General features: G+C 49.7%; 15 protein-coding genes and 1 tRNA gene. 11 read left to right on the top strand and 5 right to left on the bottom strand.

All coding sequences use genetic code 11. From position 1 onward, the window contains the following. Positions 1-57: 57 nt before the first annotated feature. Positions 58-141, bottom strand: a tRNA-Leu gene (locus JTE88_RS00450). Positions 142-380: 239 nt separating this feature from the next. Here JTE88_RS00450 and JTE88_RS00445 point away from each other — a divergent pair. From JTE88_RS00445 to pknB, 6 genes are all read left to right on the top strand, one after another. After that, positions 381-1,079 (top strand): FhaA domain-containing protein, encoded by a 699-nt coding sequence (locus tag JTE88_RS00445; RefSeq protein WP_204424616.1) that lies wholly within the window; start codon positions 381-383, stop codon positions 1,077-1,079. Next, complete coding sequence (locus JTE88_RS00440) at positions 1,076-1,534, top strand: FHA domain-containing protein FhaB/FipA (RefSeq protein ID WP_204424615.1); 459 nt, start codon at positions 1,076-1,078, stop codon at positions 1,532-1,534. Before JTE88_RS00445 ends, JTE88_RS00440 begins: the two co-directional genes overlap by 4 nt. Next, the gene (locus tag JTE88_RS00435) at positions 1,534-2,826 is read left to right on the top strand and encodes a PP2C family protein-serine/threonine phosphatase (protein WP_204424613.1); all 1,293 of its coding nucleotides are present in this window, start codon (positions 1,534-1,536) and stop codon (positions 2,824-2,826) included. Before JTE88_RS00440 ends, JTE88_RS00435 begins: the two co-directional genes overlap by 1 nt. Continuing rightward, positions 2,823-4,343 (top strand): FtsW/RodA/SpoVE family cell cycle protein, encoded by a 1,521-nt coding sequence (locus JTE88_RS00430; protein ID WP_204424612.1) that lies wholly within the window; start codon positions 2,823-2,825, stop codon positions 4,341-4,343. The genes JTE88_RS00435 and JTE88_RS00430 overlap by 4 nt, the downstream gene beginning before the upstream one ends. After that, the gene (locus JTE88_RS00425; protein ID WP_204424611.1) at positions 4,340-5,785 is read left to right on the top strand and encodes a peptidoglycan D,D-transpeptidase FtsI family protein; all 1,446 of its coding nucleotides are present in this window, start codon (positions 4,340-4,342) and stop codon (positions 5,783-5,785) included. Before JTE88_RS00430 ends, JTE88_RS00425 begins: the two co-directional genes overlap by 4 nt. An 83-nt stretch (positions 5,786-5,868) precedes the next feature. Next, positions 5,869-7,773, top strand: coding sequence for a Stk1 family PASTA domain-containing Ser/Thr kinase (gene pknB / locus JTE88_RS00420; protein WP_204424610.1), 1,905 nt, complete (start codon positions 5,869-5,871; stop codon positions 7,771-7,773). Between the two features lie 315 nt (positions 7,774-8,088). Here the strand turns inward: pknB and JTE88_RS00415 are convergent, their stop codons facing one another. Continuing rightward, positions 8,089-9,027, bottom strand: coding sequence for a class E sortase (locus JTE88_RS00415; RefSeq protein ID WP_204424609.1), 939 nt, complete (start codon positions 9,025-9,027; stop codon positions 8,089-8,091). A 124-nt stretch (positions 9,028-9,151) separates the two neighbouring features. Here JTE88_RS00415 and JTE88_RS00410 point away from each other — a divergent pair, with 124 nt between their 5' ends. Then, positions 9,152-9,421 carry a cell division protein CrgA gene (locus JTE88_RS00410; RefSeq protein ID WP_204424608.1) on the top strand — a complete coding sequence of 90 codons (270 nt, stop codon included), beginning with the start codon at positions 9,152-9,154 and terminating at the stop codon, positions 9,419-9,421. Positions 9,422-9,540: 119 nt separating this feature from the next. On the opposite strand, the gene JTE88_RS00405 is transcribed toward JTE88_RS00410, so the two are convergent. Beyond that, entirely contained in the window at positions 9,541-10,122 is a 582-nt protein-coding gene (locus tag JTE88_RS00405) for a rhomboid family intramembrane serine protease (RefSeq protein WP_204424607.1), read from the bottom strand. Positions 10,123-10,201: 79 nt separating this feature from the next. Next, the gene (locus JTE88_RS00400; protein WP_204424606.1) at positions 10,202-10,723 is read right to left on the bottom strand and encodes a peptidylprolyl isomerase; all 522 of its coding nucleotides are present in this window, start codon (positions 10,721-10,723) and stop codon (positions 10,202-10,204) included. Between the two features lie 223 nt (positions 10,724-10,946). On the opposite strand from JTE88_RS00400, the gene JTE88_RS00395 reads away from it, so the two are divergent. From JTE88_RS00395 to JTE88_RS00380, 4 genes are all read left to right on the top strand, one after another. Further along, positions 10,947-11,792, top strand: coding sequence for a hypothetical protein (locus tag JTE88_RS00395; protein ID WP_204424605.1), 846 nt, complete (start codon positions 10,947-10,949; stop codon positions 11,790-11,792). 202 nt (positions 11,793-11,994) lie between these two features. Then, positions 11,995-12,870, top strand: a complete 876-nt coding sequence (rfbA, locus tag JTE88_RS00390) for a glucose-1-phosphate thymidylyltransferase RfbA (protein WP_204424604.1) — start codon at positions 11,995-11,997, stop codon at positions 12,868-12,870. Between the two features lies 1 nt (position 12,871). Continuing rightward, positions 12,872-13,747 (top strand): glycosyltransferase family 2 protein, encoded by an 876-nt coding sequence (locus JTE88_RS00385; RefSeq protein WP_204424603.1) that lies wholly within the window; start codon positions 12,872-12,874, stop codon positions 13,745-13,747. A 16-nt stretch (positions 13,748-13,763) separates the two neighbouring features. Then, entirely contained in the window at positions 13,764-14,732 is a 969-nt protein-coding gene (locus JTE88_RS00380) for a serine hydrolase (protein ID WP_204424602.1), read from the top strand. Here JTE88_RS00380 and JTE88_RS00375 read toward each other — a convergent pair. After that, positions 14,713-15,330 (bottom strand): dTDP-4-dehydrorhamnose 3,5-epimerase family protein, encoded by a 618-nt coding sequence (locus tag JTE88_RS00375; protein WP_204424601.1) that lies wholly within the window; start codon positions 15,328-15,330, stop codon positions 14,713-14,715. The two genes, JTE88_RS00380 and JTE88_RS00375, sit on opposite strands and share 20 nt — an antisense overlap. Positions 15,331-15,358 lie beyond the last annotated feature (28 nt).

Raw genomic sequence — 15,358 nt, 5'->3', positions numbered from 1 at the left:
GTGGTACACAGTAAAAACGAATAACAAATTATCATCGCCATATCAACAGCCTAAGAGTGCTCGAGGGGGGAGTTGAACCCCCACGCCCTTGCGGGCACACGGACCTGAACCGTGCGCGTCTGCCTATTCCGCCACTCGAGCAAAAGTTCTTTTCATGAACTACGCCAGAATACACTCGGTTCTTCTCGAAATGCAAATGCTCCTCAACTACAAGCTCAGTGATTCAGCCCACCGATTACCTTGGTTTCTCAGCTTTTCTAATAACGCAGTGGATACTACTAAGCTATAAGACGTAAACTTAGCGTATCGTCATATGCGTGTCATTCTATAGGGTGGCACAACTATGTAGATGCAGGATGTTAAAGGTAAGGAACAGGTGAATGAGCGCATTCGATAAGATCGAAAAAACTGTGGAGAACGCAGTAGAGAATGTATTTTCACGCGCCTTTAAATCAGACGTCAAACCTGTCGAGCTCGCATCTGCGATCAAACGCACAATGGATGAGCGCTCTGCGGAGATTTCCCGAGATCGCATCGTTTCGCCCAACGATTTCACGCTGACACTATCCCCGCAAGATTTTAAGAAAATCGCTGAATGGGACGAAGACGCCTTACGCGAAGAACTCATTGGAATAGCCACAAACTATGCACGGGAACAAGCATACGTTTTCCTCGGACCTATTTCAGTGGCTTTTGCTGAGTCAAACACGCAGCCTCGCGGAAAAATCGAAGTTGCCTGCCATACCCGGCGTGGCCCAGTCGCCCCTGCCACCACCCCCCACGCCTCACCGCAAAACCCGATCATCGACGTCAACGGTGAGCGCTACATCCTCACCGGTGCCGTAACTGTTATCGGGCGTGGCTCAGTTGCTGATATTCAGTTAGACGATTCGGGGATCTCTCGGAAACATCTGGAGTTGCGAGTTACCCCTTCTGGTGTGATCGCAACGGACCTCAACTCAACCAATGGTAGCTTTGTTGAGGGGCATAAGATTTCTGCTGCCACTCTTGTTGACGGCAACACGATCACGATCGGACACACCCGCATCATGTTCTGGACCTCACCGGAGCCACAATGAGCCCACTAGTAGTTACACTTTTACGCTTCGGCTTCTTAGCTCTCGTCTGGCTTCTTGTCATTTTCATGCTGGTGACGATTCGAAACGATATTTTCGGAACAAAAGTACGTGACCGTGGTCGTCAGATCACCCAGAAACGAGCCCCGTTGAACGACGAACCAGCAACGCAAGCACGCCACCTCGTCGTCGTTCGAGGCCCACTCACCGGAACCGCGATTCCGCTGGGGACATCCTCAATCACAGTTGGGCGCTCCCCCGATTCGGCACTTGTGCTCGACGACGGATACGCATCTTCACGCCACGCCCGCTTCTACTCCGAAGGCGGATCGTGGTTCGTTGAAGACCTCAATTCAACAAACGGCACTTGGGTTGGGACACAAAAAATTATTGCACCTATCGAATTGGAAATTGGCGTTCCGGTCATCATAGGTAAAACTACGATGGAGTTACGTTAATGATCCGTTTTGAATATGCCGCGTTTAGCGACGTCGGCTTAATTCGTAAGTCGAATCAGGACGCTGGATACGCCTCCTCACACCTACTCGTTTTAGCCGATGGCATGGGTGGTGCAGCCGGCGGAGATGTGGCATCCTCCGTCGTCGTTGGCAATCTCGCACAGGTTGATGATTCACACCAAGCCGAAGATCTCCTACCGCTACTTAAAGAACAGCTCACCCGCTCCCAAGAACAACTTCTTCACATAGTGGAACAAGAGCCAGAGCTCTCTGGACTCGGAACAACTTGTATTGCTATCTTGCGTACTGGTAATAAACTTGGCATGGTTCACGTCGGCGATTCACGAGCCTACCTGCTCCGCCACCACAAACTTACTCAGATCACCCGTGACCACACATTAGTCCAGTACCTCGTTGACCACGGCGAACTCACACCAGAAGAAGCGTTACATCATCCTAAACGCCATGTCATCATGCGTAACATCGGAGCGAACGAAGGGCCTGCCGACGTCGACACCTCCGTTCGCGAGGCGCTACCTGGCGATCGATGGCTACTGACCTCAGATGGTTTGTTCGACGTCGTTTCTGATGAAACAATCGAATACACACTCCAGACTTACCCTGATCTGGATACGTGCGGCGAGCGGTTAATTGAGCTTGCCTTAGCTGGTGGCGCCCCCGATAACGTCACACTAGTTTTAGCTGATGTCGTCGACGATGCGGGGACCAGTTCATCATACGATCGCGGCCCAATCGTTGTCGGTTCAGCTGCTATCGATCACACAAAACCTACCCGAGCCGGTTTATCGGCAGCCGGACAACTCGTAGCTTTAACTAACCCACTACCTGTTCTTCCTGAACTGGACATTCAGCATGATCATTCACCTCGACGGTGGATCGCGCGTCTTGCGGTATTTTTCTTAGCTCTCCTGACGATAACAGGTGGACTTGGAGCGGGTTACTATTGGACTCAAACTCAATACTATGTTTCGTTAGAAGATAACAAAGTCGCTATCTTTAAAGGCATACCGCAATCTATTGGGCCATTTGATCTATCAGAAGTTTATGAAGTAACGACTATTCATGTTTCGCAACTGACCCCAATTGCACAAAACCGTCTAACGATTCCAATTACGCGCAGTTCATTATCTGAAGCTCGTAAAGTTGTTCACGATCTTTCGGCACAAACGATTGACGCCTCACCCCAGGCTGGCCAACAATCTCAGGAAGGCAAACAATCCCCGGCTGGTCAGCCAACGTCACCGTCCCAGCTACCAGGTGATCAGCCATGAGTGTGATTAGTACTCGACCGGCTCGTTCAGGTCGTGCTCAAGAACTCGGTTTACTTAGTGTCGCCCTCATCAGCGTTCTCAGCGCCTGGGTTTTGACCTATTATGGCGTCAATTCAGCTAATCCGGACCAAGCCTTACCCGATAATTTCTTCACCTTTGGAGGAGCAGCCGCAGGGGTTTTACTTCTCTGCCATCTTCTCATCCGGCGATTAGCACCTTATGCTGACCCAATACTATTTCCAGCTTCAGTTATGCTCACTGGGTTGGGGTTGGTGATGATATATCGGATCGATTTCCAGCTTGTCGCACGCGGCGCTAGCCCTGACGCTCGAGGGCAGCTTATCTTAGCCATCGGCGGTCTGATACTGATGGTGGGAACTTTGGCGTTCTTACGTGATCATCGCCGGCTTCGTCGAGTCACCTATATTTCACTGATCGTCGGTTTGTCGTTGCTGTTACTCCCGATGATTCCGGGACTTGGTGTTGAGGTCTATGGAGCGCAGCTCTGGATCAGCATTGCTGGTTTTTCATTTCAACCAGCCGAATTATCGAAAATATTCCTTGCCGTCTTTTTTGCAGGTTACCTTGTAGCCCAGCGCGACAATCTGTCATTGGCTGGACCAAAGTTTTTAGGTATTCACTTCCCACGCCTCCGGCACTCACTGCCAATCCTGCTTGCATGGCTTGCCGGTATGGGGATTTTGGCGTTAGAACGCGATTTTGGTACCGCACTGCTGTTCTTCGGGTTATTTGTTGCAATGCTCTACGTCGCTACCGAACGTACCTCGTGGATCATTATCGGCGGATTGCTCTCCACTGCTGGCGTGTATCTCATTGTCCAAGTGATGCCTCATATCCAAGCCCGGTTCACTATCTGGCTAAACGCCTTCGATCAAGATGTTTATGATGCACAGTACGGCTCCTACCAGCTCGTTCAAGGCTGGTTTGGTATGGCCTCTGGAGGCCTGTTTGGTACCGGTTTAGGGGAAGGTAGCCCAACGAATTCGTTCGCAGCCAACTCGGATTTTATTATTGCTTCGTTCGGTGAAGAACTTGGCCTGGTGGGCTTACTGGGAATTCTTTCACTGTATGCCATCATCGTGACTCGTGCAATGAAGACAGGTATAGCGTTACGTGACGGCTTCGGAAAGTTGTTAGCTGCCGGTCTGGGATTCGCAATTGCACTGCAGTGTTTTGTTGTCGTTGGTGGTATCACTCGCGTCATACCGTTAACCGGTTTGGCTATGCCATTTTTGGCAAAGGGCGGTTCCGCACTGCTAACCAATTTCATCATTATCGGCATTTTGATTCGCATGTCCGACTCTGCGCGTCGACCATTCGTCCCATCTTCTGTTTCACTGTCGACGATTAATACCGGCGAACTACCTGCCAATCTTATTGCGGATGAAGACGACGATCTCGAAAGTTCGGCTTCCACAGAAGCTGAACCGCATTCAGCCGAAGATTCATTGGCAACCACTGCAGTTCCTCGTATCACCGATGGGGGTTCTCGATGAATCTAGCGATTCGTAAACTTACAGCAATCATCATCGTCATGTTCCTCACACTGATGATGGCTGTAACATATATCCAATTCATTCGTGCTCCACAGCTGAACGCCGACACTCGTAACGTCCGAACGCTTTGGCGCGAATACGGCACGGATCGCGGCCCAATTATCGTTGCAAATCAACCGATTGTTACGTCTGAACCCCACGATGATGAGTACAAATATTTACGTACCTATCACCAGCCCGAGCTTTATGCTCCGCTGACAGGCTATTTTTCGACGACGTTTAACTCGATGACCGGTTTGGAACGTGAAGAAAATTCGGTGCTCGGTGGTTCTGATTCGGCACTATTTTCTCAACGCATTGAACAACTCATCACCGGTAAACAGCCTAAAGGCGGCGCGGTGGCCCTCACCATCGATCCAGTTATTCAGCAAACTGCATGGGATGCATTAGGGGATCATCGTGGTGCTGTTGTTGCGATTGAACCTGGAACTGGCAAGATCTTGGCGGCAGTATCCAAACCTTCCTACGATCCCAATTTGTTGGCAACCCGAGATAGCACTCTGGCGAATGAATCGTGGACGGCTATGAACAACGATGATCAGCAACCGCTTGTTAATCGCGCATTTGGTGGCAAACTCTATCCACCAGGTTCGGTTTTCAAGATCGTAACCGCAGCAGCCATGATCGAAAAACTCGGTTTGAACGCTGATTCTGTCGTTGAGGCACCCTTCTCTTACACCCCACCGGGAACCACGCATGAGATCTTCAATGCATACCAGCAACAGTGCGGCGATGGTTCGGGCCAAGTAACCCTCGCTACCGCATTTGCCGAGTCATGCAACACCCCTTTCGCGATTGGTGGAGTTAACGTTGGCGCAGAGCCACTTGTCGAAACTGCGCGAGAATTCGGATTCGATCAAGACTTCACAATCCCGTTACAAGTAATGGCGTCAAAATTCCCCTTCCCAGAAGATACTGCCGCTCTTGCAATGGATTCTTTTGGCCAACGTGACGTTGAAGTTTCACCGCTTGCTATGGCACTTATCGGCGCAACGGTGGCAAACGGTGGTGTCATGATGAAGCCATACATTGTTGCGCAAACCCTAACTGCCGACCTTGCTTTGCTTTCAGAAACTCAACCAACTCACTACGGTACGCCAATCAAACCGAGCACTGCAGCAATTCTGCGTTCGATGATGATTGGCGTGGTGAACAATGGAACAGGTACCAAGGCTGGATTGAGTAACGTACAGATAGCCGGAAAGACGGGAACCGCAGAAACTGGAAAAGAAGGCGGTGACCATTCGTGGTTTGTTGGTTTCGACGCAGTGGATCAACCTCGAATAGCTCTGGCCGTCGTCGTGGAGGAAGGCGGTAGCGGATCACAAGTTGCAGCGCCAATAGCGAGAGAAATTTTTGCATCGGCGGTCAATCGTGATTGAATCGCAACCTATCCAACACACACTTCATTATCAAGATAGGGCAGACTGGAAATCAGATTAATGGTCAAGGAAGGAACTCGAGAATGATTAACATCCCACGTATGCTGGGTGGTCGCTATGAAGTTGGCGAACTCATCGGGCGTGGCGGCATGGCCCAAGTTCACCTTGGTTATGATACTCGACTATCTCGCACTGTCGCTATCAAGGTTTTGCGCTCAGACCTCATCACCGATCAAACTTTTGTGGCACGTTTCCGCCGCGAAGCACAAAGCGCTGCAGGTTTGAATCATCCGTCTATTGTTGCGGTCTATGATACTGGCGAGGAACGAGTCGAGGGCGATGCTGGGCAAGAAATATCACTGCCCTACATCGTGATGGAATACGTCAAGGGACGAACCGTCTCCGAGCTGTTAAAAAACGGAGATGCACTTCCCATCAACGAAGCAGTACAAATAGCTATCGGTATACTTTCTGCGCTGGAATACTCTCATCGAGAAGGTATTGTTCACCGCGATATTAAACCGGGCAATATTATGCTTACCCATGATGGCAAAGTGAAGGTCATGGATTTCGGTATTGCCCGCGCACTAACCGATTCCTCAGCGACTATGACACAAACTAATTCGGTCGTAGGCACCGCACAGTATCTATCTCCTGAACAGGCCCGTGGCGAAGTAGTTGATTCTCGATCAGATCTTTATTCAGCTGGTTGTTTGTTATATGAATTGTTGACCGGCCGCCCTCCATTCCGCGGAGATTCGGCTGTTGCAGTCGCTTATCAACATGTTTCTGAACCGCCGGCACCACCTATGTCCGTGGCTCCTGATATTCCCGAGGCTATCGACCGTGTAGTGATGAAGTCGTTGGCAAAAAAGCGCGAGGATCGCTATCAGCGCGCCATCGATATGCGAGCTGATTTACTGCTTGCGTTACGTGGTGGGCGTGTCAATGCGCCAGCGTCGGATACGTGGAGCACCCAGATTCTCACTGCTCAGAACTCGGCTGCACCTACTCAAGTTGCTGCTCCCGTGACACAAACGACTCTTACTCAAACGGGAACGACTCCGGCCGTGGCGCCACCGAAGAAAAACAATACGGTATTTATCGTGCTCAGTATTCTACTTCTGACTCTTGCGGGAGCCGGGCTCATATGGGCTTTGTGGTCCAGCAATAGTTCGGGTGAGGTAACTGAGCCAGCCACTATATCTGTCCCAGACCTCGAGGGAACTAATCAAGTCTCAGCACGTCAGCGTCTTGAAGAAGCTGGATTGACCTTTGCGCTGGGTGATCCGCAAGAAGATAAAACTATTCCGGAAGGTCAGTTTGTTTCTTCAGATCCAGCCTTTGGCACAAAGGTCAAGAAGGGTTCTTCTGTGACGGTGTCATTTTCTTCTGGGCCCGGCAAGGTTTCAGTTCCTGACCTAACTGGTGGGAAATTCACTCAGGACACTGCGAAAGCTGAGCTAGAAAAACTCGGTTTGAAAGTTGGTCGTGTTGACATTAAGGATGTTCCTGGAAACGCGAAAGACGCTGTCACTGATACTTCACCGGCAGCAGGGCAATTAGTTGAACGTGGTAGCTCGGTCAACATTGTCGTAGCTTCGGGAAATATTGTCATTGACTCAGCAGCTATTAACACGCACGTGATTAACCAGCCGGAAGATGTAGCAAAAGCATATCTGCGAGACACTCTGAAAATTTCATCGTTCACTGTTGAAAAGGTTGAAAATCCTGATATTACCGCGGGATTAGTATTTAATATGGAACCTCTTCCAGGAACAGTCCCCTACGATACGACCGTGACTTTGTGGATAGCTAAGGAACCTGCTCGCGAACCGGATAATCCTGCTCCAACACCACCTGGGGCACCAAAAGATGATTCCGCTAATAACGGGGATGGCAACCAGAATCCCGGTTCTAATGTGGGAGAGAATCCGAACTCAAATAACCCAAATCCGCCAGATCAGAACTCGGCTAGAAGAAACTAATCATCGCACATGAATTTCAGGAGAGGTGGCTGCTCGTTTTGTACGGGTAGCCACCTCTTTTCCTACAACAAGTTTTCAACAAGTTCTCGTCGGAAAGAAAGCTATAAGGCCCGCACATGCATGTGCGGGCCTTATAGCTTTCAGTTCTTAGCTACTTTAGCCGACGGTGTTATCGAACCAGCCGGTAGTGTAGTAAACCCAAGGATAGACATAGGTGAAAAGTAGATAGATAACTCCTGCTAATAGAACGAGCATTTCAATAGCTTTCAACCATTTGGGGCCAGGTAAAATTCGCCATAATCCGTAGTACATAGATCAGCCTTCTTTCGCATTCATCTCAAGTAACTCTTTCGGCATACCCTCTGATCGAAGGATCGAGTAGTCGAGTTCGCCGTGAACAATCCAACGGTGAGTGGATGTGTATTGCGGATGACATGTGGTGAGGGTGATGAGACGTTTCGATGGAGCTTCGGTGACCTGCGTTCCATTTTCTTCAGCTTCACGTGCCTTGTATGGGTCTGGTGAAACGACTCGGACTTTGTCAGGAGTGACGAGTTCATGATCGGTCATACGGTAAACGTAGAAAGCATCAGCCGTCTCGACGATGATCGGATCTCCAGGTTTGAAATCTTCGACGAACATGAGCGCATCACCATTACCACGGCGGTGGGCTGCTAATGAAAAGTTACCCACTTGTCCCGGCCATGCGGTACCTTCGTAGTGGCCGAAGCCGCCATGATCGAGAATATCCCAGTTCGTGGTTCCTTCAGCCATCGTGCGGGTGGCAGCTTTTCCAAACGAAGGAAAATGGACGACGCCGAACATTTGCCCGTGGCTCGGGTTGAGTGTGAATGGTGGAGGCTCGTTTTCTACCGGTTCGGCCACCACGCTTGGCGCTGATCCATTCGCTTTGGCAAAATCGTCAAGCTGTTCACTTTGAACTTGGTTTGCTAAAACGCTTGTCCACCATAGTTGCCACACAACGAAGCCACCGACTATGAGACCAAAGGTAATGAGGATTTCACCTATGATACCGAGGAGAATAGAAAATAGACTTTTTTTCCGACGTTTTTTCGGCTCCTGTGCTCGTGTCATTGACCCATTTTGTTCAACCATTGGCGAGAAACCAAACGTGCCTGCGAGGGTGTCGCCGTCATGTTCGTTCGGTTGAGTTCGCACTCGTGCCTCACGAGGAAGCGCCGATCGACGTCGGGGTGGGGAAGTCAAATCTGCTGGCTGTTCGTCCTGCTCCAATGATTGACTCCTTTCATTTTTATATCTTTTGCTCACTATACGGGTATTTCTCCCTCAAAACTACCGTGTGGGCGCAGATAACGATAGTCTTATACCAGTTAGTTTCACTTTGAGCGAGGAAAATATGCCAGAATCTAAGAAGCGTAAGAAAGTCGAAGAGCGTCGTATCGCAGCATCACGCGATCGCCAGGAGCGCCCAGCACCTCAACTCCAGCGTTCTCCGCGCTGGTGGGCACCCTTAATGGTCGCCTTAGCCGTTATCGGCCTGCTGGTCGTTGTTACCGCCTATGTTTCCCATGGCCAAGCTCCTATTCCGGGTTTTGGTAACGGGAACTTGTTTGTTGGCATTGGCTTAATGCTAGTCGGCTTCTTAATGACTATGGGATGGAAGTAAGACTTAGTCTTTTTGATAAATGTCATTATGGTCAGGGATCTATCAATCCCTGACCATAATTTTTGATCTTGATCGCTTATCGCGATGGTGTTGCGCAGTTACTTATTGTGCTTGTACGGTCACCAACCGCCACGGTTTACTTCTTTCTGACGACGACGGCGTAGCTGCCACCATATTGCAGTAAAAATAAGTCCGGTGAGGAAGCCACCGAGATGCGCCTGCCAGGATATCTGCGGCGCAGTGAAGGCTAAGACGACGTTAATTCCGAGTAAAACAAGGATTCCTCGCGGGTCGGATTTGATAGCGTGGGTAAGCACCACAAGCGCACCGAAAAGACCGAAAATTGCGCCCGAAGCACCGACTGCAGCGATATTCCACTGCCCGGTCCATAACGCCCACAAATAGACAGCTGCATTACCACCGACGGCACTGACCAGGAATAATCCAGCAAAGCTCACCTTGCGCATAACTGGTTCAAGTTCTGCACCCAAGAACAGTAACGACAGCACGTTAAACCCTAAGTGCATCACCCCGCCATGTAAAAAAGCACCTGTGAGATAACGCCATGGCTCAACATCTGCGATGACTGGAATGAATGCATAATCATAGAAAGTATTGCTCAACACATATGTCATTAGTGTTGCCAAAATACATAGTGCGCTCATCGTAGCGGTCACTGGGGGAATATTGAGATTCTTCATATGCTCTCTTTTTACCTAAAAGCATTCCTGCCGCGCTGTGATGCGCGGCAGGAATGCAGTCATCTAATAAGTGTAAAAATCACTCAGAGATGGTGATCGACTCGATCATAATTGGTTCAACTGGACGATCCATTGGACCGGTTTGAGTGGTAGCAATCTTATCGACAACAGCCTTAGACTCATCATCGACGACCTTGCCAAAGATGGTGTGGGCGCCGTGCAACCATGGAGTTGGTGCAACAGTGATAAAGAACTGGGAGCCGTTGGTTCCCTTACCCATGCGCTTACCTGCATTGGCCATAGCCAACAGGTAAGGCTCGTTGAAGGCCAGTTCTGGGGAGATCTCGTCGTCGAAAACGTATCCGGGACCACCGGTTCCGGTTCCGAGCGGATCGCCACCTTGAATCATAAAACCGTCAATAACACGGTGGAAAATTGTGCCGTTGTAGAGTGGCTCGGTGGACTTTTCACCAGTTGCTGGATCAGTCCATTCGCGCTTACCCGAAGCAAGTTCGGTGAAGTTTGCGACGGTTTGCGGAGCCTGCTCTGGGAAGAGTTCGAGGGAGATGTTACCAACTGAAGTTGTCATTAATGCTTTCATAGTCTCCATCCTTGCACACCTGACGCTTCCTAGCCACCACGAACGCAACTTCACCGGCTGAGAGCGAAAACTGCCGATCACCGTCGCCAATTCGGTTAACCGCGAACAAGGAGGCCCAATATCTCCTATTTCAATGCAACTCAATGCTATTTCGTGAAACAATAAGAAGTAATAGAAAGCTCACCGTGAACAATTTACGGTGACACAACTTGGAGGTGGTGCAATGTCTTTCTTTAAGCGCGAGACTGCCGCAACAAAGGCAGCACAAGAAGCAACGAAGCTCAAGGATCAGGCTGCCGTAGCAACTGGTTCGTTCATGGCAAAGGTTGCCGATACATATAAAACATCCCGTACATGGGCAGAACCACGAATCGAAGAAGCCGCTGAGAAACTGGTTCCAGTTGCTCAAGATGCACTCGCCCGAGCAAACGATGCTGCACGCGAGGCCTACGAACGCACTCGTCCATATGTGGAAGAGGCCGTAACCAAGGCAAAGCCATACGTCGAGGAAGCTGTCACTGCAGCTCGCCCATACGTTGATGAAGCACAAACGTTTGTTTCTGAAAGTGCTGATCGCGTCAAGGAAGAATATCTTCCACGCGCAAAGCGTGCTGCCAATGCTGCATTGGCAGAGATTAAGGCAACTGCTGATGATCAAGCAACGAAGGTTGTCACGCTTTCCAAGAAGGAAATGAAGAAGGCAAACAAGCTTGCAAAGAAGGCTGAAAAGAAAGCCCTGAAGCTCGCTAAGAAGAACGAAAAGAAGTCACACACCAAGAAGTTCGTTGGCTTAACCCTCGTTCTTGGTGCCGCTCTTGGTGTCGCTTATGTTGCATGGGCTCGCTCTAAGCCAGTTGAAGATCCATGGGCAGATGCTTACTGGGAAGATCTCACTGTTCCTAACGATGAGGCCTTGGACGCCGTCGAAGAGCAGCTTCATGAAGCTGGCGAAAAAGTCAGCGAAGTGGCAAGCGATGTCGAAGAGAAGGTTTCCGAGAAGGTTTCCGATTCCGATATTCCAACCCCACTTGAGGTTGCTGAAAATATCGAAGGTAAAGACGCTCAGTAGTAACTGACTTTCACCTATCGATATCGATGGCTGAAACTATCGGCGTATTTCGTCGCGATTCACGTTACGTGAAGAGCACGAAATACGCCGATTTTCATTTTCTTCCCTCGTGCTCTCCCAGTTGAAACAAAATTACGTCATAATAGAAGGCATATGTAGCTGATAGCAAAACCTAAAAGCTATCGAAAAGAAAGGTTGACCTATGCGCGGCATCATCTTGGCAGGTGGTTCGGGAACCCGGCTTCACCCCATCACTCAAGGAATTTCAAAGCAGCTCGTCCCGGTTTATGACAAACCAATGATCTACTATCCGATGACGACCCTCATGCTTGCCGGCATCCAGGACATCCTGGTTATCACCACACCACACGACGCAGCTAGTTTCCAGCGTCTCCTCGGTGACGGCTCCCAGCTTGGTGTCAACCTTTCCTATGTTCAGCAACAAGTTCCGAACGGCCTCGCACAAGCTTTCGTGCTGGGCGCAGACTTTATCGGCAACGAATCGGCCGCTCTCGTTCTTGGCGACAACATCTTCTATGGTCCTGGCATGGGAACCCGCCTGCGTCGCCATGTTAACCCTAACGGTGGTGCAGTATTCGCATACCATGTAGATGATCCAGAACGTTACGGCGTCGTCGAATTCGATGACCAATTCCGGGCGCTTTCTATTGAAGAGAAGCCTACCCAACCGAAGTCAAACTACGCAGTGCCAGGCCTGTACTTCTACGATAACGACGTCGTCGACATCGCCGCAAACCTTGAACCGTCACCCCGTGGCGAATACGAAATCACTGATATCAACAAGCATTACCTGCGCGAAGGTCGCTTGACAGTTGAAGTTCTTCCACGCGGTACTGCCTGGCTAGATACCGGCACATTCGATTCGTTAGCTGACGCTACCTCGTTCGTGCGCACCGTCGAGGCACGCCAAGGTTTGAAGATCGGCTGCCCAGAGGAAGTCGCTTGGCGTATGGGGTTCTTGACCGACGCCGAACTAGCTGAACGTGCTGAGCCGTTGCGTAAGTCTGGTTACGGTGAATACCTCATGCGAGTCCTCGCAAGAGGTAAGAACGCATAACATGAATTTTTCGGCCATTTCCGCGGTCGTCGTCACATACCACCCACAAGATGTCAATGAATTATTGGGCAACTTAGCTCTACAGTGTACTGAGGTGATTGTTGTCGATAATTCCGAAGTACCACCAGAGCATCTGATCGACACGTGTAACAAAACCCACGCCCGACTTTTGTCGTTGGGGAAAAACGTTGGTATTGCTGCCGCTCAAAACATTGGTATTGACCTAGCGTTAAACCATGGAGCTGAGGCTATTATTCTTTTCGACCAGGATTCGGTTCCTGGCTCGTCACTCGTTCTCGAACTTGCTCACTATCTCGCCGACGATGTTGCTGCCGTCGGGCCGACACCGTACGACGGAGACGAACCCCTCGTTTATACTGACCACACATGGGGACCCAAGCGGCCTCGTACTCGCTTGGACTCCACCGAGCCGATAGATGTCTCGTTCTTGCTCGCCTCTGGGTGTCTGATTCGGGCAGATGTACTGCGTGAGGTCGGTTTCATGCCAGCAGAATACTTTATTGACCATGTAGACCTAGCGTGGTGTATGCGAGCACGCGCGTACGGTTACCGGCTGCTAGCAATTCCTACAGTACAACTACCACATTCGCTCGGAGATAAGGGCATAAAAATTAAGGGGCGCAGCAAAACTATCCACGTACATTCACCTATCCGGAATTACTATCTCACCCGGAATACCATTGAAGTCATGCGCAACCCTGATCTACCACTACGATGGCGAATCAGGTATGGTTACTGGATAACGCGCTTTGCTGCATTCACACTACTGACGAGTTCCGATCGAGGAATGCGCGGCGAGTTGATTTTGCGTGGTGTACGTGACGGCCTGCGACGACGGATGGGAAAAATTCATTAATAGACACGGTTTATCAATGATTTCTCAAAGATTTAGTATTCAACTCAGAAATATCACTATCGTCGTCTTCCTTATTGTAACGATATGGTTTATTGCCTATGTGTTCCGCACTGTCACCGGAACGACCCATGACGCGAATGAAGCAGCAGAGCTAGCTGAACAAGCGGAGGCTTCTACAGAGAGCCAAACAATGTTTGCTCTAACGTCATTCGATCCCTCTTTGGAGTCCTTAATTTCACGAGTAGATTCTTTGGAGGCCTCAAATTTAAATGACCTATATCAATCCGACTTATTATCTGAAGCTACTGCTGATCGTCTCGCACATGCGATAGAAACTATCGAAAGCACTCAATCCCAAGTGGGATTCGTGATGGTCGATATCACCACAGGGACCGCTATTTCCTATAATTCTGAAGCAGAATTCTATGGCGCTAGCACAATCAAAGGCCCATACATTGTTGCGATAAGTAAGTTTCTGCCAGACTCAATAACCGGTTCTGACAAAGCACTGATGCGCCAGGCTATTACCGTTTCCGATAACGATTCATATTTTTCGCTACGCTCGAACTATGGTGACGAATTGTTCGCATTTTTTGCTGATACTGCAAACGCTCCTGATATCAATCGCGAAGAATACTTTCCTCACCTCACGCCCAAACAGCTGACCAAACTGTGGGTGGAGAACTTCGATTATTTCTTCGTGTATCCCAACGAACAAGCAGATGATACGCGGGAACACTTCACCAGCCCATATAATTCGTTCATTTACGAGGCGCTAAAAGATACCCATCCGACTTATACAAAACCAGGCTGGATCGACCTTGACCTTATCGCTCGTAACGATGCCGGTATCGTTGAAACAGAAAACGGCCACTATCTGTTAACCATAATGTCCACTGCATACGATCAAGTGGAGGAGCTGATGGATCTCACCAAAGCACTCGATGAGATCCACCAGGAACTTGTTACTTCCGCAACGAATTAACAAACGTCATTGCTTCTTCATAAGTTGGCAGTAAGCCCTGCTCTTGAGCCTTCAACAATCCAGGCGCATCAGTATCTTTCTCCGAAAGCAACAATTCCATCGGATTTCCCGCACGGTCGATCTGTGGCCATTGAATACCGACTGTCTCACACAACGGATTAACGCCGTGTTCACGACCCGGTGCATATGGTGCCGAACATAGATAGGTAGCAACCGTATTATCTTCTAATGCAATGAATGCGTGGCCCAAACCTTCCGAGAGGAAAATTGCTCGACGGTCGACGTCGTCGAGCAACACCGAATCGTATTGACCAAATGTTGGTGAACCAACCCGAATATCGATCACGAAATCAAGCAACGCGCCTTGTGGACACATGACATATTTGGCTTGTGACGGAGGAACGTCAGCAAAATGAATGCCGCGAATCGTGCCAGCTTTAGACACTGACGTGTTCACCTGTTGTACATCAAGCTCACGTCCTACTGCTTCAACGAATGCTTCCTGTTTGAAAGCTTCGAGGAACAAACCGCGCGAATCCGGGAATTGCTTCGGAGTGATACGGTATGCGCCATCAATGGCGAGTGGTTCAATGAGCATGGGACCTCCTAAAAATAAATACTTCTGG

Source organism: Arcanobacterium phocisimile, assembly GCF_016904675.1.
GTDB classification, from domain to species: Bacteria; Actinomycetota; Actinomycetes; order Actinomycetales; family Actinomycetaceae; genus Arcanobacterium; species Arcanobacterium phocisimile.
This window is presented reverse-complemented; position numbering and strand designations above follow the sequence as displayed.

Excerpts from the sequence above, each read along its gene's own strand:
- JTE88_RS00380 (WP_204424602.1), top strand. The coding sequence starts at position 13,764 with ATGATTTCTCAAAGATTTAGTATTCAACTCAGAAATATCACTATCGTC.
- JTE88_RS00405 (WP_204424607.1), bottom strand. The coding sequence starts at position 10,122 with ATGAAGAATCTCAATATTCCCCCAGTGACCGCTACGATGAGCGCACTA.
- pknB (WP_204424610.1), top strand. The coding sequence starts at position 5,869 with ATGATTAACATCCCACGTATGCTGGGTGGTCGCTATGAAGTTGGCGAA.
- JTE88_RS00410 (WP_204424608.1), top strand. The coding sequence starts at position 9,152 with ATGCCAGAATCTAAGAAGCGTAAGAAAGTCGAAGAGCGTCGTATCGCA.
- JTE88_RS00375 (WP_204424601.1), bottom strand. The coding sequence starts at position 15,330 with ATGCTCATTGAACCACTCGCCATTGATGGCGCATACCGTATCACTCCG.
- JTE88_RS00400 (WP_204424606.1), bottom strand. The coding sequence starts at position 10,723 with ATGAAAGCATTAATGACAACTTCAGTTGGTAACATCTCCCTCGAACTC.
- JTE88_RS00425 (WP_204424611.1), top strand. The coding sequence starts at position 4,340 with ATGAATCTAGCGATTCGTAAACTTACAGCAATCATCATCGTCATGTTC.
- JTE88_RS00440 (WP_204424615.1), top strand. The coding sequence starts at position 1,076 with ATGAGCCCACTAGTAGTTACACTTTTACGCTTCGGCTTCTTAGCTCTC.
- JTE88_RS00395 (WP_204424605.1), top strand. The coding sequence starts at position 10,947 with ATGTCTTTCTTTAAGCGCGAGACTGCCGCAACAAAGGCAGCACAAGAA.
- rfbA (WP_204424604.1), top strand. The coding sequence starts at position 11,995 with ATGCGCGGCATCATCTTGGCAGGTGGTTCGGGAACCCGGCTTCACCCC.
- JTE88_RS00445 (WP_204424616.1), top strand. The coding sequence starts at position 381 with ATGAGCGCATTCGATAAGATCGAAAAAACTGTGGAGAACGCAGTAGAG.
- JTE88_RS00385 (WP_204424603.1), top strand. The coding sequence starts at position 12,872 with ATGAATTTTTCGGCCATTTCCGCGGTCGTCGTCACATACCACCCACAA.
- JTE88_RS00430 (WP_204424612.1), top strand. The coding sequence starts at position 2,823 with ATGAGTGTGATTAGTACTCGACCGGCTCGTTCAGGTCGTGCTCAAGAA.
- JTE88_RS00435 (WP_204424613.1), top strand. The coding sequence starts at position 1,534 with ATGATCCGTTTTGAATATGCCGCGTTTAGCGACGTCGGCTTAATTCGT.